This window comes from Mycobacterium sp. RTGN4 (assembly GCF_033804635.1).
Taxonomy (GTDB): Bacteria; Actinomycetota; Actinomycetes; order Mycobacteriales; family Mycobacteriaceae; genus Mycobacterium.
In genome coordinates this window covers 97670-115587 of sequence record NZ_JAPZLB010000016.1, presented here as the reverse complement: position 1 = coordinate 115587, position 17918 = coordinate 97670, and the positions used below count along the sequence as shown (strand labels likewise).

The 17918-nt window shown below is 66.6% G+C and carries 18 protein-coding genes; 1 reads left to right on the top strand and 17 read right to left on the bottom strand.

The window, feature by feature from the left end:
* The first annotated feature begins 2 nt into the window (after window positions 1-2).
* The gene (locus tag SLQ30_RS27435; RefSeq protein WP_319449948.1) at window positions 3-689 is read left to right on the top strand and encodes a class I SAM-dependent methyltransferase; all 687 of its coding nucleotides are present in this window, start codon (window positions 3-5) and stop codon (window positions 687-689) included.
* A gap of 11 nt (window positions 690-700) precedes the next feature.
* On the opposite strand, the gene egtE is transcribed toward SLQ30_RS27435, so the two are convergent.
* The 17 genes from egtE to SLQ30_RS27350 form a co-directional block, all read right to left on the bottom strand.
* Entirely contained in the window at window positions 701-1777 is a 1077-nt protein-coding gene (gene egtE / locus SLQ30_RS27430; protein WP_319449947.1) for an ergothioneine biosynthesis PLP-dependent enzyme EgtE, read from the bottom strand.
* Window positions 1777-2742 carry an L-histidine N(alpha)-methyltransferase gene (gene egtD, locus SLQ30_RS27425; protein ID WP_319449946.1) on the bottom strand — a complete coding sequence of 322 codons (966 nt, stop codon included), beginning with the start codon at window positions 2740-2742 and terminating at the stop codon, window positions 1777-1779. The genes egtE and egtD overlap by 1 nt, the downstream gene beginning before the upstream one ends.
* The gene (egtC, locus tag SLQ30_RS27420; RefSeq protein ID WP_319449945.1) at window positions 2739-3431 is read right to left on the bottom strand and encodes an ergothioneine biosynthesis protein EgtC; all 693 of its coding nucleotides are present in this window, start codon (window positions 3429-3431) and stop codon (window positions 2739-2741) included. The genes egtD and egtC overlap by 4 nt, the downstream gene beginning before the upstream one ends.
* Window positions 3424-4710, bottom strand: a complete 1287-nt coding sequence (egtB, locus tag SLQ30_RS27415; protein ID WP_319449944.1) for an ergothioneine biosynthesis protein EgtB — start codon at window positions 4708-4710, stop codon at window positions 3424-3426. The genes egtC and egtB overlap by 8 nt, the downstream gene beginning before the upstream one ends.
* Window positions 4707-5981, bottom strand: a complete 1275-nt coding sequence (gene egtA, locus SLQ30_RS27410) for an ergothioneine biosynthesis glutamate--cysteine ligase EgtA (protein ID WP_319449943.1) — start codon at window positions 5979-5981, stop codon at window positions 4707-4709. The genes egtB and egtA overlap by 4 nt, the downstream gene beginning before the upstream one ends.
* A 134-nt stretch (window positions 5982-6115) precedes the next feature.
* Complete coding sequence (locus SLQ30_RS27405; protein WP_413468198.1) at window positions 6116-6745, bottom strand: sensor domain-containing protein; 630 nt, start codon at window positions 6743-6745, stop codon at window positions 6116-6118.
* Window positions 6746-6891: 146 nt separating this feature from the next.
* Window positions 6892-7404 carry a hypothetical protein gene (locus SLQ30_RS27400; protein ID WP_319449941.1) on the bottom strand — a complete coding sequence of 171 codons (513 nt, stop codon included), beginning with the start codon at window positions 7402-7404 and terminating at the stop codon, window positions 6892-6894.
* Between the two features lie 192 nt (window positions 7405-7596).
* Window positions 7597-9051 (bottom strand): catalase, encoded by a 1455-nt coding sequence (locus SLQ30_RS27395; RefSeq protein WP_319449940.1) that lies wholly within the window; start codon window positions 9049-9051, stop codon window positions 7597-7599.
* A gap of 174 nt (window positions 9052-9225) precedes the next feature.
* Window positions 9226-9717 (bottom strand): hypothetical protein, encoded by a 492-nt coding sequence (locus SLQ30_RS27390; protein ID WP_319449939.1) that lies wholly within the window; start codon window positions 9715-9717, stop codon window positions 9226-9228.
* A 143-nt stretch (window positions 9718-9860) separates the two neighbouring features.
* Window positions 9861-10301, bottom strand: a complete 441-nt coding sequence (locus SLQ30_RS27385; protein WP_319449938.1) for a hypothetical protein — start codon at window positions 10299-10301, stop codon at window positions 9861-9863.
* A 169-nt stretch (window positions 10302-10470) separates the two neighbouring features.
* Entirely contained in the window at window positions 10471-12669 is a 2199-nt protein-coding gene (katG, locus tag SLQ30_RS27380) for a catalase/peroxidase HPI (protein ID WP_319449937.1), read from the bottom strand.
* Between the two features lie 36 nt (window positions 12670-12705).
* Window positions 12706-13122 (bottom strand): Fur family transcriptional regulator, encoded by a 417-nt coding sequence (locus SLQ30_RS27375; RefSeq protein WP_319450002.1) that lies wholly within the window; start codon window positions 13120-13122, stop codon window positions 12706-12708.
* A gap of 503 nt (window positions 13123-13625) precedes the next feature.
* Complete coding sequence (locus tag SLQ30_RS27370) at window positions 13626-13757, bottom strand: hypothetical protein (RefSeq protein ID WP_319449936.1); 132 nt, start codon at window positions 13755-13757, stop codon at window positions 13626-13628.
* 255 nt (window positions 13758-14012) lie between these two features.
* Window positions 14013-14213, bottom strand: a complete 201-nt coding sequence (locus SLQ30_RS27365) for a hypothetical protein (RefSeq protein WP_319449935.1) — start codon at window positions 14211-14213, stop codon at window positions 14013-14015.
* A gap of 134 nt (window positions 14214-14347) precedes the next feature.
* Complete coding sequence (locus SLQ30_RS27360; RefSeq protein ID WP_319450001.1) at window positions 14348-15457, bottom strand: DUF4185 domain-containing protein; 1110 nt, start codon at window positions 15455-15457, stop codon at window positions 14348-14350.
* A gap of 74 nt (window positions 15458-15531) precedes the next feature.
* A complete protein-coding gene (locus SLQ30_RS27355; protein WP_319449934.1) occupies window positions 15532-16566 on the bottom strand; it encodes an aspartate-semialdehyde dehydrogenase in 1035 nt (344 codons plus the stop codon).
* Entirely contained in the window at window positions 16567-17832 is a 1266-nt protein-coding gene (locus SLQ30_RS27350) for an aspartate kinase (RefSeq protein WP_319449933.1), read from the bottom strand. It abuts the gene before it with no gap.
* Window positions 17833-17918: the final 86 nt, after the last annotated feature.

The following is a 17918-nucleotide window of genomic DNA, read 5'->3' as shown; positions in this document are numbered from 1 at the left end:
GCATGACCGATTCAACGAAATTCGAGGTGATGGACTGGGACGACGCCTACCGCGAGGAAGGTGGTTTCGACGGTCCGCCGCCGTGGAACATCGGCGAGCCCCAGCCCGAGCTCGCCGCGCTCATCCGCGACGGCAAGGTTCGCAGTGACGTGCTGGACGCCGGCTGCGGACATGCCGAGTTGTCGCTGTCCCTGGCGGCCGACGGATACACCGTCGTGGGCATCGAACTGACGGCGACCGCGGTGGCTGCCGCCAAAAAGGCTGCGCAAGAACGGAACCTGCCGAATGCCAGCTTCGTCCAGGACGACATCACCACGTTCACCGGCTACGACGGCCGCTTCACCACCATCATGGACTCCACGTTGTTCCATTCGCTACCTATCGAGGGGCGCGACGCTTACCAACAGTCGGTGTTCCGCGCGGCCGCCCCAGGGGCCGCCTATTACATCCTGGTGTTCGCCAAGGGTGCGTTCCCAGCCGAATTGGAGCAGAAGCCCAACGAGGTCGACGAGGACGAGTTGCGGGCCGCCGTCGGCAAGTACTGGGCAATCGACGAGGTTCGCCCCGCGTTCATTCACACCAACGTCATCAAGCGCCCGGACATGCCGTTCGAGATGTCGTATCCGCTCGACGAGAAGGGCCGATTCAAGATGCCTGCCTTCCTGTTGACGGCGCACAAGCCGGGCTAGCTCAGGCCGCGCTAGTTCGCCGCCGAAAGCGCTTCGACCAACACCTCGAGATCGCCCACGCTGGCGTCCACGTGGGGCGAGATTCGCAGCGCCGGTCGGGTCAACTCCATCGGCGCACGCTCGGGCCCGATGTACGTCGTCAGGACGCGGCGTTCGGCGATCAACCACGACCGCACCGTCTGCGGGTCGAGTCCCTCGGGCGGGATCAACGTGGTGATGGCGCTGGGTTCGTCGACGGGTTCAACGACCTGCCAACCGGTCACTTCGGCGAGCGCCGTGCGCGTCAGCGCGCCCACTTCCGCGAGTCGGGCCTGGATGCGGTCCGGTCCTATCGCGACGTGTTCGCCGAGTGCGACCGAAAGCCCCACCTGCGCTGCCACATTCGCTTCGGCGTGCGCCAACCGGAAGAGCGCTTCTTCGGACAGCACGCCGCTACGAGCGGCCAGCATGCCCACTCCGCGAGGGCCCGTCGTCCACTTGCGGGACGACGAGTAGACCGCGGAAGCCCCCGGCGCGACACAGTCGACGTGGGCGAATGCCTGCGCGGCATCGACGATCAACGACGTTCCGCTGGCACGGCACACCGCGGCGATCGCTGCAACGGGCTGGACGATGCCTCGGTGACTACCCAACGGGGTGAGGTGCACGAGTGCGGGCGGATCGGCGGCCAGCGCCGCGGCCGCGGCATCGATGTCGAGGCGACCCGCGCCGTCCACCGGCAGCCATCGAACGTCGAAGCCGTGCCTGGCCATCACCAGCAGGTTGGGCCCGTACTCGCCAGGCAGGCAGGCGACCGTGCGCGCACCGCGCCAGTCGCCGAGCAGGATGTCGAGTGCGTGGTTGGCACCTGTGGTGAAGACGACGTCGGCACCGCTCATGCCAGTCAGTGCGCCGACCGCCGCCCGGCCCGCGTCGAGCACCGGTGTCGCTGCCTCAGCGGCGACGTAACCGCCCACCTCGGCCTCGTGCCGCGCATGGGCAGCGGTGGCGTCGATGACCGCGAAGCTCTGCCGCGAGCAGGCGGCACTGTCGACGTGTACCCCGGCGACCACCGGTCGCGCCGTGCGCCAGTGGTCTGCCAGCGACATCAGCGTTCCGCCAGCGACAGCCCGAAGTCACCCGCCTCGTCGGTCCACCAGTGGGTCCGGCGTAGGCCTGCGGCCGCAAGCTCGGCGGCCACACCGGCGGGCCGGAACTTGCAGGACACCTCGGTCAGCATCTGTTCGCGCGCGGCGAAGTCGACCGTCATGTCCAGCATCCCGACGTGGACCTGCTGGGAAGTGCTTGCCCGCAGCCACATTTCGATGCGTTCCTGCTCGGCATTCCAGCGGGCCACGTGCTCGAACGCGTCCACGTCGAAGTCGGCGTCGAGTTCCCGGTTCACCACGGCGAGCACGTTCTTGTTGAACAGGGCGGTGATTCCCGCCGCGTCGTCGTACGCCCGCACCAGCCGGCCGGTGTCCTTGACGAGGTCGGTGCCGAGTAACAGCGTGTCGCCCGGCTGCAAGGTATCGGACAGCGCGGAGAGGAACCGCGCCCGCGGCCCGGGGGTGAGGTTGCCGATGGTCGACCCGAGGAATATCACCAGGCGGCGGCCGCCGCTTGGGATCTTCTCGAGGTGCTCCTCGAAGTCGCCGCACACGGCGTCGATCTCGATGCCCGGATACTCGGTGCCGATGGCTTCCGAGGCCGCCGTCAGCACGCTGGAATCGACGTCGAACGGAATGAACCGGCGCAGTGATCCGTTGTCGCGCAGCGCGTCCAACACGATTCTGGTCTTCTCGGACGTTCCGCTGCCGAGCTCGACGAGCGTGTCCGCCTCGGATGCGACGGCGATCTCGGCGGCCCGGACGCGCAGGATCTCGGCCTCCGCGCGGGTGGGATAGTACTCGGGCAGCCGCGTGATCTGGTCGAACAGGTCGCTGCCGGCCGCGTCGTAGAACCACTTGGGCGGCAACGACTTCGGTGTCTCGGCAAGCCCGTCGCGCACGTCGCGCCGAAGTGCCTGGGCCGCGGAGTCGGCGGCGAGGTAGTTGGACAACGAGAGGGTCATGACCGTCCTTTCAGGGGCGTCAACGTGACTTCGGCGTAGTCGACGGCGACCAGATGGCGATCGGGGACTTCCTGCCAGTCGGGGTCGTCGTCGTAGGGCTCGCTGGCCAGCACCACGCCGTCGGGCCTGCGCAGTATCGAGAGCGTGTCGCCCCACGTGGTGGCGAGCATGCGGTCGCCGTCGGCGGCCAAGACGTTGAGCCGCGCATTCGGGTCGGCCGCTCCGACCTCGGCCACGGTGTCACCCAACTCGTCGAGCCCGCGCTCGAAGATCAGCGCGGCCAGCATCGCGCTGTCCACGGTGGACTCGGCGACAGGCGAGGTAGGCAGCACCGCCCGATCGACGACGCCGTTGTGCGAGAGCAGCCAGCGCCCGTCCGTGAACGGTGCCGACGCCGACGGTTCGATGGGCATGCCGACCGTGGCCGACCGCACCGCAGCCACCACGCAAGCGCTCTCGAGTGCGGGGGCGACCGATGCGAACGACGCGTCACCCCACAGCGGCGCCGCGCTACGCCACCGCCTGGCAACGTCTCCATCGAAGAAGCCGACGCCCCATCCGTCGGCATTCATCAACCCGTGCTTCTGACGTCGCGGCGCATACGACTGGACGAGCAAACCGTGTGGGCGATCGAGCACCAGCGAAGCCACCGACACCGCTTCACCAAGCCACCCGAGGTGCCTACACATCCCAGGCCAGCCTGAGACCGGAGAAGATCTGGCGGCGGATCGGATGGTCCCAGTTGCGGAAGCTCGGCCGCACGATTCCCGCTGCCACCGCCCAGGATCCGCCGCGAAGGACTCTGTAGTCGCCAGCCCCAGAACCCTCGAAGAAGGGCTGCGAGTACTGCTCGTAGAGCATCGGCGTGAAGCCCGGCCACGGGCGCAGCGGCGAACTGGTCCACTCCCAGACGTCGCCAAGCATCTGCTCGGCGCCGTAGAACGACGCGCCCGCCGGGTAGGCCCCGACCGGGGCAGGCCGCAGCGCGTCACCCCCGAGGTTGGCGAGCACGTTCGTGGGTTCCGAAGTGCCCCAAGGGAACCTGCGGCGGCGTCCGGCCGCAGGGTCCCACGCGCAGGCCTTCTCCCACTCGGCCTCGGTGGGTAGTCGCGCACCCGCCCACGCGGCGTACGCCTCGGCCTCGAAGTACGTCACGTGCTGCACGGGCTCGTCGCCCGGAATCTGCTCGGGGTGGCCAAAACGGGTGCGGCTGCCGTCGGGATTCCAGCCGAGCGGCGCAACGAGATCCGCGTCGCGACGATGCGACCATCCGCGTTCGGACCACCATCGCGGCTCGCGGTAGCCGCCGTCATCGATGAACGCGCGCCACTCCGCGTTGGTGACGGGCACCCGACCGATGCGGAAGTCGGCCACGTCGACGACGTGCGCGCTACGTTCGTTGTCGAGCGAGTACGGTTCGTCGGCGGCGTCGACTCCGAGTACGAACGGACCGCCGGCCACCAACACCGAGGTGCCCGCGACGCAGGGCCTGCCCGCTGGAAGCGGAGCGACCCGATCGAGCAGCGCGGGCCCCGACCGCAGGTTCAGCGCCTGAAGCATGGTCTCGTCGTGCTGATTCTCGTGACTGACGACGAGTCCGAAGGTGAACTCGTCACCGTCGTCTGGCAGTGCGTCCAGGGTGTCCAGCGCCTTGTTTCGGACGGTCGCACAGTAGGACCGAGCCTCGGACGGGCTGAGCAGCGGCAGGTCGACCCTGCTGGCTCGCGGGTTCAGGAAGGCGTCGTAGCAGCGCTCGAGCTGCGGTTCCAACAGGCCCGCCCGGGCGGGATCGTTGCCACGCAGCAGCCACAGTTCCTCCTGCCAACCGATGTGGGCGAGGTCCCAGACCAGCGGGCTCATCAGCGGGTCGTATTGCCGGAACAGTTCGGCGTCGTCGAACTCGACAAGCCTCAGGGTGCGCTCGCGGGCACGCGTGAGTTCGCGCGCGAGCAGTTCACGAGTGCTCAAGAGCCGCCACCCGCCGCTTCGTTTACCGCAGAGGCCAATCCGTGCTCAACGACGAGATCGGAGAAGTCGTCGGCCGGGCTGCGACCTTGCTCGACCTGATCGACCAGGCGGGTCATGGCATCGCTCAGTTCGGCAGGCGCGAGATCCGCAGCGGCCCGAACGCACGTTATGGCCGCCGCGTGCAGCCTGCGGTCCGCAAGCCCGCTGCGGGCGGCACGATCCCATTCGGTTGCGACGGATTCGGTTGCCTCCGTGGCAATTTCGGCCGCGCGCGGGTTGTCGAGCAGCGTGACGAGCGTGAACACGATGGCCGGCCACACGGCGTCGGGCACGCTGTCGAGGTACCGGATCTCGAGGAAGCCGCGCGGCCGCACCGGCGGAAACAGCGTGGTGAGGTGATAGTCCAGATCAGCCTGTGTCGGGCGGCGTCCTCCGAGCAGGGTCCGGCCGTCGGCCCAGTCGACGAAGGGCACCCAGTCACTCACCGGAACGGCCTCCGGCTCGTGGACCAGCATCACGGGTGCCCGCAAGGCGTAGCGCGACCAGTCATTGGCCGGGTCGTCCCCGTCGGCACCGAGGATGGGGCCGCAGCGGGCCGAGTCGAGTTGGCTCCACACGCGCTGCCGCGTGCTGCGCCAACCGGCGAACTTTCCGTGGAGCAGCGGCGAATTGGCCGAGATCGCGATCATCGTCGGCCCCAGCGCGTGGGCCAATCTGACGCGAGCCGCCCATCCGTCCCGCGGGCCGGCGTCGACGTTGACCTGAACCGAGGCGGTGGACGTCATCATGGCCGCGCCCGCATCCGCGGTACCGCTGGCTTCGAAGAACTGCTCCATGGCCCGGTACCGCGCGCCGGGGTTGATGCGCTTGGCGGGTCGCAAGGGGTCGGCCCCAAGCAGCACCAGGCCGAGCCCATGCTGGGTGAAGGCGCTGCTCAGCATCGCGCGGTCGAGGCGCATGGCCGCGATGGCGGAGCCGGGCCCGTCGCATGGTGGTCCGGACAGTTCCACGGCGCCGCCAGGTTCCACGGTGATGGCGCTTCCGCCCGGCAACGGGCCGACGGTGGCGATGACGTCGGTGAGGCGCTCCCAGGTGGGCCGAGCCATCGGATCGGCGAGGTCGAAGCAATGCGCCTCGATCTCGAGGCCGACCTGGCCGACGGGACCGTCGGTGAGGCATTCGTCTGCCATGCGAAGCGCAGCATCGGAGGCGCTCGAGAGTTCGGTGGTGTCCGGATCGAGTCCGTGCAGCCCTGATGCGGCGGTGGTCATGTCAACCATCCCCTCTCGGGTTCGGACGTGGCTTCACCCGCAATGTCGCCATCCCTCCTATCCTCCAGAGGGCACCGACAAATTCCACGATTCCCCCGTCACACCTTCTGCTGTGTGCCAAGGGTCCGCGTCCGTTACTGACCCAGAGTGTTCTGCATCGCCCCAGCCAGCACGTTCACCGCAGGTCCGCCGTTTCCAGGCTGACAGACTTTCGCTTGTAGCAGAACGTTCTCGCGCAGCCTGGTTTGTACGAAGCACCGCCGGTCTGTACCCGCTTCTTGCTTCACCCACACCGCGTCGGTCGCCGTCGCAGGCGCCCCCGAGAACGACCACACCTCGGTCGCGAAGTCGTCCAAGTGCATGGTGGTGGTCTGGCCTGCGCAGCCCACGGTGCGGTCGACGACGCGGTGAAACGCCCGAGTGGCCGCGTCGTTGGTGGCGAAGACCCCGACGGCCTGTTTGACCAGGTTGGTGTCGTCGTTCGGTGCCCGCTGCGCGGAAGCACCGTTGAACGACGCAAGGTCGGGATCGGCGTAGACGTCGGGCAACCCGATGTCGGCCCAGTTGTTGCATTCCGGAGCGTCGACCCAGAACGCCTGGAACGGCGCGGTGAACGTCGACTCCGAGGTCATCGGGGCGCCGACAATGTTGCCGACCGACCCCTTTCCGAGCACGGCGTAGGACACCACGCCGGGATCAGACGGGCGCGCCATCGCCGGGGCGGCAAGCGCTACTGCGGCCCACACCACGGCAACACCCGCCATCGGAAGCCGCACGAACTAAACCTTGGCCGAGAGCTTGACGTCGATGTTGCCGCGGGTGGCCTTGCGGCCACCGCCCGTCGCCGTGGATTCCGCGGTGTAGACGACGTCGATGCTCATGCCATCGATCATGCCAGTTGGACTGCGACTCAGAACACCGTCAGCGTGCAGTAGGTGCGCGGAGGCGACGGGTACGGCCACGCGTACTGCCCGACACCGGAATTGCAGGCCTGTTGGTCGCGTACGTCGAGCCGTTGCGTGACTTGCACCAGCAGACCCTTTTGGCTGCGGTCGGTGCATTCCGCCCGCTGCACCACGCCGATGGGTAGGTCGAGCACGTAGCAGTGCTCGGCCACCAGGTTGGGCACCAGGCACAGGCGGGCGGTCGAAGGATCTGCGAATTGCGCTGGGAGATGCTGATATTCATTGCTCGGGCAAGCGTCTGATCCGTTGGCGATGGCACCGACGGTGTAGCTCGGGTCGGCGGTGCACGGGCCTCTGTTTGCCCGCAGGGTATCGGGGGCGGTCGAGGGGATCACGACGCACTCGCCAACTGAGAACACGTTGGCCCCGGCGCGTTCGGCAGGCTCGGTGCGCGTTCCGCACGCGCTGACCACGGCGATCGTCATCGCCATCACGGCAATGAGCACCCGACGTGTCATGGGTAGGGACACTGTCACGAATCGGGCGGCAACGCCACATGTTTCCCAAAGTTCTCAATAGTCCCACAGACCACACGTGAATCACCGCAATGTGATTCGCGTGGCGTGTCGCGACCGCCGTCGTGCTCGCGAGTTCTACACCAGCGTCGTCATTCCCCCGCCGCCACGACTCTGGTGTAGAACTCGCGAAAGTCAAGAACCCTGCCCGGCCCGCACGCCCTCCTCGACCTTCTTGCCCAGCTCGGCGTCCACGTTGGTCCAGTACTCGAACACCCGCGACAGCACCGGTTCCTTCACCCCATCGGATACATGCCCAATGATGTTGGACGCCAACCGCTCTCGGGCCGCGTCGTCGAACACCTCCCGAACCAGCGTGCCGGCCTGACCCCAATCGTCGTCCGAGGGCCGCAACGTGTACGCGGAACGGACCATGTCACCGTCGGAGGCCCAGTGCGCCTCGGCGACGCGCTTGGGGTCGTCGGCCACCGGGCCGCCCATCGAGTTCGGCGCGTACACAGGGTCAGGGGCAAGCCGGATTCGCATCGGCCCGTCCTTCGCGTAGGCGTTGACCTCGACCTTCGGCTCGTTGACCGGGATCTGCTTGTAGTTGACGCCGAGCCTCGCGCGGTGCGCATCGGAGTAGGCGAAGCCGCGGGCCAACAGCATCTTGTCCGGGGACAACCCGGTGCCGGGCACGATGTTGTTCGGCTCGAAGGCTGCCTGCTCGATCTGCGCGTGGTAGTCGACGACGTTGCGGTTCAGCGTCATCGTGCCGACGTCGATCAGCGGGTAGTCGGCGTGCGGCCACACCTTGGTCAGGTCGAACGGATTGAAGCGGTACGTCTTGGCGTCCTCGAACGGCATGATCTGCATCTTCAGCGTCCAGATCGGGTGATTGCCCGCCTCGATCGCGTCGAACAGATCCCGTTGGTGGTAGTCGCCGTCCTCGCCTGCGAGCCGGTCCGCGTCCTCCTGCGTCAGGTTTTCGACGCCCTGATCGGACTTGAAGTGGTACTTCACCCAGACCAACTCGTCGGCCGCGTTGATCCAGCTGTAGGTGTGGCTGGAGTACCCGTTCATGTGTCGCCACGACTTCGGGATGCCGCGGTCGCCCATCAGATAGGTGACCTGGTGTGCTGACTCGGGCACCAGCGTCCAGAAGTCCCACTGCATGTTGTGGTCGCGAAGGTTGTTGGCCGCCATCCGTTTCTGGCTGCGAATGAAGTTCTGGAACTTCATCGCATCCCGCACGAAGAACACCGGCGTGTTGTTGCCGACCATGTCGAAGTTGCCCTCCGACGTATAGAACTTCAGCGCGAAGCCGCGCGGATCGCGCCAGGTGTCTGGGCTGCCGCGCTCGCCTGCCACGGTGGAGAAGCGGGCGACCATGTCCGTCTTGGTACCCGGCTGGAACACCGCGGCCTTCGTGTACTTGCTGACGTCGTTGGTCACCTCGAAAGTGCCAAACGCGCCACCGCCCTTGGCATGCGGCTGCCGCTCCGGAATCCGCTCGCGGTTGAAGTTGGCCATCTGCTCGATCAGGTAGTGGTCGTGCAGCAGAATCGGGCCGTCGGGTCCGACGGTCAGCGAGTGCTCGACGGTGGGCACCGGCGCACCGGCGTCCGTCGTCGCAATCTTCTCGGTCATTGACATCTCCTTGTCGTGGTGGGCTGTCCACGTCCTCAAGGCACGGCGCTCGGCGCATGGCGCGGCGACGGACTGTGCCCCCAAGCGGGTACCCGGCCACGGGCCCGACAAACAGCGCGCCCCTCGGCTCTGGGAGCCAAGGGGCGCGCGTGTGGTGTCTAGATCAAGTGACGGTCAGCGACCTGGTTGTGTCGGAGCACTGTTGGGCCCTTGATCGGAGCCACCGGGTCCGCCCGGGCCGAACCCGCCATGTCCGCCTGGGCCGCCAAACCCGCCGGGTCCACCGAATCCACCGGGTCCACCGAATCCACCGGGTCCGCCGGGGAATCCGCCAGGCCAACCGGGCCCAGGCCTGCCCTGGAATCCGCCAGGACCCCCTTGGTCCCCTCCGTGGTGGTGCCACTCGCTCTGGCCTCCGCCGCCGTGATGGCCGTGATGGCCACCGCCGTGACCCGCAGCGAGCCCGATGAAGAAACCGCTGAAGAAGATGGCACCGACGATGAAGACGCTGCCCGCGACGATGCCGATCCATGCGGCTACTTTGTTGAGTCGGCCGGGCCGACGTTCGACTACGGTCGGCACTGCCGCCGTTGCGACGGGCGCAGCGTGTGGTGCGACGGGATCGATGGGCCCGGTTTCGGGTTCAGACTGCGGTGTTTCACTCATGTCATCCATAGTGCGCGGCCCGCTGAGGCATTGGTGATGAACCGGCTATGAATCGCCTATGAAACGACTGCCACGGCAAAACTGCAGGGAGCTCGCGTAATTCGCGTGCTCCCCGCAGCTTCGACGGGCCCGGCGTGCGGACCCTAGTTGACCGAGCGCTCCGGCACGTTCTTTGTCGGGAGCGCGACCGGCGGCTTCTTGGGCAGCTTGCTCGAGATGATGTGCTCGTTGCCGTCCGGGTCCTGCCAGTGGCACTGTTCGATACCCGCGGCCGGGATGACCGCGTTCCAGCCTTGCGTGACGACGCAGGCCTGCGCGAACGCCGTGGCGCCGTTGGCGTTGACGGCGGGCGCGCCGATCGGGCTCTTCTTGATCCACTCGTTGCCCGTGTTGGGGTCCTGCCAATGGCACTCTTCGATGCCTGCGGTGACGACTGTTGCGACCCAGCCGTGCGTGGTGGTGCAGGCCTGCGCGAAAGTCATCGGCGCGGCTTGTGCGGCGGGGGCTGCGAGGATGCCGAGCGCGGCGGCGCCCGCTCCGAGCGCCAGAGTGGCGGCGGTGATACGACGGGTGGTGGTGCTCATGGTGTGCTCCTTGGGTAGGTCGCGACGTCGTGTCGCGTTCACCAGCTAGGAGCGACGGGCCACCCGGGTTCCCTCACTTTTTCGGCCATGAATCTTTTTGGGCACGGACTTCCGCCGAACGCACGACACCCCGCGAGCCAAAGCTCGCGGGGTGTCGCAGCGGTCCTACTTAGACGTCAAATCGATCAGCGTCGGACACCTTGACCCACGCCGCGACGAAGTCCTTGACGAACTTCTCCTTGGAGTCGTCCTCGGCGTACACCTCGGCCAGCGCCCGCAACTGCGAGTTCGAGCCGAACAGCAGGTCGACCCGGCTGGCGGTGTACTTCTCCGCCCCGCTGGCCCGGTCGGTGCCGACATAGGTGCCGTCATCGGCCGACGACGGTGCCCACTTGGTACCCGCGTCAGTCAGGTTGACGAAGAAGTCGTTCGTCAGCTGACCCGGCTTGTCGGTGAGCACACCCAGCTTGGTGCCGCCGTGGTTGACGTCCAGCACGCGAAGGCCGCCGATCAGCACGGCCAGCTCCGGCCCGGACAGACCCAGCAGGTTCGCCCGGTCGATCAACCGGTACTCCGGGGGCAGCGAGTCGCCCTTGCCTGCGTAGTTGCGGAAGCCGTCGACCTTGGGCTCCAGGTACGCGAACGAGTCGACGTCGGTCTGCTCCTGGGTGGCGTCGCCACGACCTGAGGTGAACGGCACCTCGACGTCGAATCCGGCTGCCTTGGCTGCCTTCTCGATGCCCACGTTGCCTGCCAGCACGACCAGGTCGGCGAAGGACACCTTGGTGCCGGAGGACGCCTGGATCCGTTCTAGCTTGGCGATCACCTGTGCCAGCTCGTCGGGTTCGTTGACCTCCCAGCCGAGCTGAGGCTGCAGCCGGATGCGGCCGCCATTGGCACCGCCGCGCAGGTCGCTGGAGCGGAACGACGAGGCCGCCTTCCATGCGGTCGAAACCAGTTGCTGCACAGTCAGACCGGACTCGGCGATGGCCGCCTTGAGGGTCGTGACTTCAGCATCCGACAGCGGTGTGCCCGCCGGGATGATGTCCTGCCACAGCCAGGTCTGCTTGGGCACCAGCGGCCCGAGGTAACGCACGACGGGCCCCAGGTCACGGTGCAGCAGCTTGAACCAGGCCTTGGCGTACTCCTCGGCCAGCTCCTCCGGGTGATCCAGCCAGCGGCGGGTGATCGGCCCGTAGATCGGGTCCACCCGCAGCGCCAGGTCGCTGGTCAGCATCGACGGGTGGGTCTTGCCCGTGCCTTGGGCCTGCGGCACCGAGTTGGCCCAGCCCCCGTCCTTGGGCTTCCACTGGTTGGCGCCCTGAGGGCTCTTGGTCAGCTCCCACTCGTTGCCGTAGAGGATCTCCAGGAACGAGTTGTCCCACTTGGTGGGCGTGTGGGTCCAGGTCACCTCGAGACCGCTGCTGACGGTCTCGTTGCCGACGCCAGGATTACTCCAGCCCAGGCCCAGCTGCTCCAGCGGGGCTGCTTCAGGCTCCACCCCGTTCTCGATGTCAGTGGCACCGTGCGTCTTGCCGAAGGTGTGGCCACCCACGATCAGCGCGGCGGTCTCGATGTCGTTCATCGCCATCCGGCCGAACGTCTCGCGGATGTCGATGGCGGAGCCCGCCGGATCCGGCTGACCTTCGGGGCCTTCGGGATTGACGTAGATCAGACCCATATGGCTTGCGCCGAGCGGGTTCTCCAGCTTGGTGCGGTCACCGCCGGAACCGGCGTACCGATCCTGGGAGCCCAGCCACTCGTGCTCGGCGCCCCAGTAGATGTCCTCCTCGGGCTCCCAGAAGTCGGGGCGGCCGAAGGCGAAACCGGCGGTCTTGAACCCCATCTGCTCCTGGGCCCGGTTGCCTGCGTAGACGATCAGGTCGGACCACGAGATCTTCTTGCCGTACTTCTTCTTGAGCGGCCACAGCAGGCGGCGCGCCTTGTCCAGGCTGACGTTGTCGGGCCAGCTGTTCAGCGGGGCGAAGCGCTGCATACCGCGCCCGCCGCCACCGCGGCCATCCTCCACCCGGTAGGTGCCTGCGGCGTGCCACGACATCCGGACGAACAGCGGACCGTAATGGCCGAAGTCGGCGGGCCACCAGTCCTGCGAATCGGTCAGCAGCGCATCGAAATCGCGCTCGAAGGCCTCGAAATCGAGCGACTTGACGGCCTCGCGGTAGTCGTAGCCCTCGTCGGTCGGGTCGATGGCCGGAGGGTTCTTCTGCAAGATCTTGAGGTTGACCGCATTGGGCCACCAGTCACGGTTACTGCCACCCTCGACGGGCGGCTTGATGGCGATCGGGCAACCGCCTTCGAGCGGCTCCGTCTGAGCCGCTCCGATTGGGGGGCTCGTTTCCTCAGACACTGTATTTCCTTTCGGGAGTGGTGAATCGGGCTGTGATCACGGGCGTGATCCCGAAATGTGTGACGTCGAGCAGTCGGGGCACAAGCCCCAGTAGATGACTTCGGCCTCGTCGATCGTGAAACCGTTGTCGTCGGACGCGACCAGGCAAGGGGCATCACCGACGGCGCAGTCGACGTCGGCGATGACACCACACGCCCGGCACACGACGTGGTGGTGGTTGTCTGCGACCCGGGACTCATAGCGAGCCACGGAACCGGAAGGCTGGATTCGTCGCACCAGGCCGGCCGCGGTCAACGCATTGAGCGAGTCGTAGACCGTCTGGTGTGACACTTCGGGGTGGTCGCGCCGCACGGCGCGGATGAGCGAATCCGTGTCGGCATGGGGATGCGAATAGACCGCGCTCAGCACGGCCATCCGCGGACGGGTGACGCGGAGTGCGGCATCGGCCAACATCTGCCGAAAGTCCCCGTCCTGACCCACGTCCCTGAGGTTAGCCCCTTTCTGGAATGAGTCAAGAAAAAACTTCGCGACGATTTGAGCGCTGGCCCCATGCAGTCGTTCGGCCCGCCACCGAACACGATGGCGGGCCGAACTCGAGTGAAGTGTGGTCAGTGGGCGGGCGCCCGCTTCAGGAGCACCATGCCTGCTCGGTGGACGGAGCGAAGGGAAACCGACGAAGTCTCATCAGAACCCAATGCGGGCGAGCAGTCGTTCGAAACCGTCCACGAATCTCATCCCGGGCGGGGCTGGAACTTGGCTGCGTGGCGATTCGGCATCTGGCCCGACGCGGCGTCCCCCTGGAGGGCCTCACGCGCCGTTGCAGTGCACGGCACAACAATCGCGCTACGTTCAAATCTCTTGGCCGCAGCGAGAATAGCGCCGGCGGCGGCAACAGCGCGAGCGACGAGGCCAACAGCCTCAAGAGTCAGATGCTGACTCTTGAGCAGCGTCAGCATTCAACCGCGCGCGAGTTTCTCCACCCTCGGATCGACCGGGCGACCCGTCTTTTCACTGGCCGCTACGGCCGCCTTGGCGGCCTCCTTGCGTACGGCCTCGCTGCGCTGCTCTTGCCGGCTGCTCGTTGCCATCGCAGTCCTCCTACTCGAGCTCGCCCAGTGCTACATGCTCTGCCATTACCTGCACGATGTCGGAATCGTCCTTAGTCGCCAGTCTAGAGCCAACCAACGTGCCGAGCACTTTCCAGCCGAGCCCGGCTTCGGCGTCATTGACGCTGAAGGTGCGCTCGAAAGCCCACGTTGTACGCCGCCGACGATCAACGTCACCCAAGCTTGCGCAGGCATCAAGCTAAAGAGCCCAAGCAGCACGACGCCTGCCCCACCGCACTAAAGGTTGCGGACATTGCGCACCAATTGCTTGACCTCGGCGTCATTGGGGATCGCACCCATACCGACGATCTGGTCCTTAATGCTTTGGATCGCGTCTTCCTCGGAACCGCCCAACGACACCTGTACGCCCGCGGAGAACTGCTCCTCCAGCTGGCGTTGCAGTTCGCTCATGCCATCCTTGTTGACCTTGAAGTCCATGCGACGTCTCCTAGGGCTATTGGAGTTCTAGGACTGCGAATGCTAGGCATTGGGTCCGACATACCGGCCGCGCTGCGTCTGGACTTGAACCGAAGCTCGCTGACCGGACCCGGACGCCGCAAAAACCCTGCTGGCTATGGCTTGAACGGGTTCACCGCATATTGAATGACGCGATACGGAGCATTGTCGGCCCGCGGCAACGTATTCCACTGACTTATGAAGACGCGCAACTCGTCAAGCGTCGATCCCGGCGAAAGGTAACCCCCGTACGGTTGGGCCAACCGGTTGTCTTCGGGCGGCGGCAACTCGTCGGGTTGCGCGGGCCAGTCCGTCGCGAACACCACCGTCGTCACCGGCGCCGTGCCGAGCTTCGTCGGGTCGTCGGCGACGCGCACTTCCATGTTCCCGGTGGTTCCGTTGAAATAACTCAGCACCGTCTTGCCGTCGATCTGGCGCACACTCATTTCCCCGACCTGATCCGGCCACAGGGGTGTCGGTGCCTTGTTCCAGCCGCCTCCCGGCACCCCGGACCAGCCCTGCCAGCTGGATCGGTCGGTGAACTTCTGCGGCGTGACCCGATACAGGTCCACGGGCGCGCTGCGGTCGAAGTTGTTGGCCACGATGTAGACCCAACCGCTGGGTGAGTCGACGGTGGGGATGGGGTCGTAGTACCCGCTGATCTGAGACTGCCGCCCGCCCGCGTAGGCCGCGGGACGTTCGGACTTGGGCACCGTCGGCCAATTACCTTGGTAGGACACAGCCTTCACCAGCCGCGACGACGCAGGCACCAGGTCCTTGGTAGTGGTCACCAACATGTAGTTCTCGCGGTTGATCGCGATGATGCCCGCGGGCAACTGCGACGAGGCGGGTGGCGTCGGGTCGGCCAGCAGCGGCTTGTCGGTGCCCATGACGCCGTCGTACCGCACGCCGGTTGGCTCGTCCACGGAGTCCGTGTCGACGTGCAACGCGATCGGCGAGAAGTGCGGGCCGAATGCCACGCCCTGCCCCGCGAAGCTGTCGCCACAGACTTGCAGCAGGCCGCTGGGGAACTCCATGAATTCACAGAGATCCGTGGCACCAACCCCGTAATCCCTTGTCGGCGTGCCAGTTCCGGCGATCGGACCGATCCGCATCGCCGCACCCAGCGGCAACGGCGGCAACACCGGTTGCGGTATGGGGGCGGGCGGATCGGCGCGGGCGACGGCCACGGGCAGCAGCACGACACCGAGCAGCACCGCCACCACCCGCCGAACGTGGGTTACCGCCACGCCGAACCACCGATCCGCATGACACAAGTCGACACTCGGCGGCCTGAGGCTCAGAGTTGGGCGGCGAGTAGCTCGGCGATCTGAATCGTGTTGAGCGCCGCGCCCTTTCGCAGGTTGTCACCAGAGACGAACAAGGCCAGCCCACGCCCGTCGGGCACGCCCGGGTCCTGCCGGATCCGGCCGACCAGCGAATCGTCGATGCCCGCGGCGGCCAGCGGCGTCGGCACGTCGACGAGCACCACGCCGGGGGCGCCATCGAGAAGTTCTCGGGCCCGGTCAGGCGAGATGGGCCTGGCGAATTCGGCGTTGATGGACAGCGAGTGTCCGGTGTACACCGGCACCCGCACACACGTTCCGCTGACGAGCAGCTCGGGGATGCCGAGGATCTTGCGGCTCTCGTTGCGCAGCTTCTGGTCTTCGTCGGTCTCGCCGGAGCCGTCGTCAACCAGCGAACCGGCCAGCGGCACCACGTTGAACGCGATGGGTGCGACGTACTTGTTGGGCGCCGGGAACGTCAGTGCGGACCCGTCGTGCACCAGCTGCTCGCTGTCCTCGACGACCGCGCGGGCCTGCCCGAACAGCTCCTCGACACCGGCGAGCCCGCTGCCCGAAACCGCTTGGTACGTCGAGGCGATCATCCGGGTCAGCTGCGCCTCGTCGTGCAGCACCTTGAGGACCGGCATCGCGGCCATGGTGGTGCAGTTGGGGTTGGCGATGATGCCCTTGGGACGAACACCTGCGTCTCGCTCGAAGTTGACCTCCGACACGACCAGTGGCACGTCGGGATCCTTGCGCCACGCGGACGAGTTGTCGATGACGACGGCTCCTGCCGCGGCAAACCTCGGCGCTTGAACGCGCGACATGGTGGCACCCGCGGAGAACAACGCGATGTCCAGACCAGCCGGGTCGGCGGTCTCGGCGTCCTCGACCTCGATTTCCTGACCGCGGAACGGCAACTTCTTGCCCTGCGAACGCGCCGAGGCGAAGAACCGCACCGACGTCGCGGGAAAGTCGCGTTCCTCCAGCAGCTTCCGCATCACCTGGCCGACCTGTCCGGTCGCGCCGACTACACCTACATTGACCATTTAAATGCCCGTTCCCGCGTAAACCATCGCTTCCTCGTCGCCGCCCAACCCGAAGGCCTCGTGCAGGGCCATGACGGCCTTGTCCAACTCAGTGTCCTTGACGAGCACCGAGATTCGGATCTCCGAGGTCGAGATGAGGTCGATGTTCACCCCGACGCGGGCGAGCGCCTCACAGAAGGTGGCGGTGACGCCGGGGTGGCTGCGCATGCCTGCGCCGATCAATGACACCTTGCCGATGTGATCGTCGTAAAGCACTGCACTGAAGCCGATCTCGGCTTGCAGGGAAGCCAGCTTCTCCACTGCGCCTGGTCCGCTCTCCCGCGAGCAGGTGAACGTGATGTCGGTCTTGCCGTCCTCGATCTTGGAGATGTTCTGCAGCACCATGTCGATGTTGACGTCCGCATCGGCGACGGCGCGAAACACCCTGGCGGCGTAGCCCGGAACGTCGGGCAACCCGACGACGGTGACCTTCGCCTCGCCGCGGTCGTGAGCGACTCCGGTGAGGATGGCGTCTTCCATGGGAATGTCCTCCATCGATCCTTTGACGAGCGTGCCAGGCTTGTCGGAATACGACGACCGGACGTGTATCGGAACGTCGTAGCGGCGAGCGTATTCCACGCACCGCAGCATCAGCACCTTGGCGCCGGCCGCCGCCATCTCGAGCATCTCCTCGAAGCTGACGGTGTCCAGGTGGCGCGCGTTGGGCACGATGCGGGGGTCCGCAGTGAAGACGCCGTCGACGTCGGTGTAGATCTCGCAGACGTCGGCGTTCAGTGCGGCGGCCAGCGCTACTGCAGTGGTGTCCGAACCTCCGCGGCCCAGCGTGGTGACGTCCTTGCTGTCCTGGCTGACGCCCTGGAAGCCGGCGACCAACACGATCAGCCCTTCGTCCAGCGCGGCTCGCAGCCGTCCCGGCGTGACGTCGATGATCTTGGCGTTGCCATGCGTGCCGGTGGTGATGACGCCCGCCTGCGATCCGGTGAACGACCGCGCCTGCGCACCCAGGGTGTGGATGGCCATCGCGACCAGGGCGTTGGAGATGCGCTCACCGGAGGTCAGCAGCATGTCCATCTCGCGGGCAGGCGGCGCCGGACTTACCTGACGGGCGAGGTCGAGCAGATCGTCGGTGGTGTCACCCATCGCAGAAACCACGACGACGACGTCGTTGCCCGCCTTCTTGGTGTCGACGATGCGCTCGGCGACGCGGCGGATCCGGTCGGCGTCAGACACCGAAGATCCGCCGTACTTCTGCACGACGAGCGCCACTGTTCGCCTTTCTGAGCCCAATTTTGGACGGCCTGGAGTTCCCACCAAGGATAAGGGGTCTGCGCACGCGGTTTTTCCTCACGTCC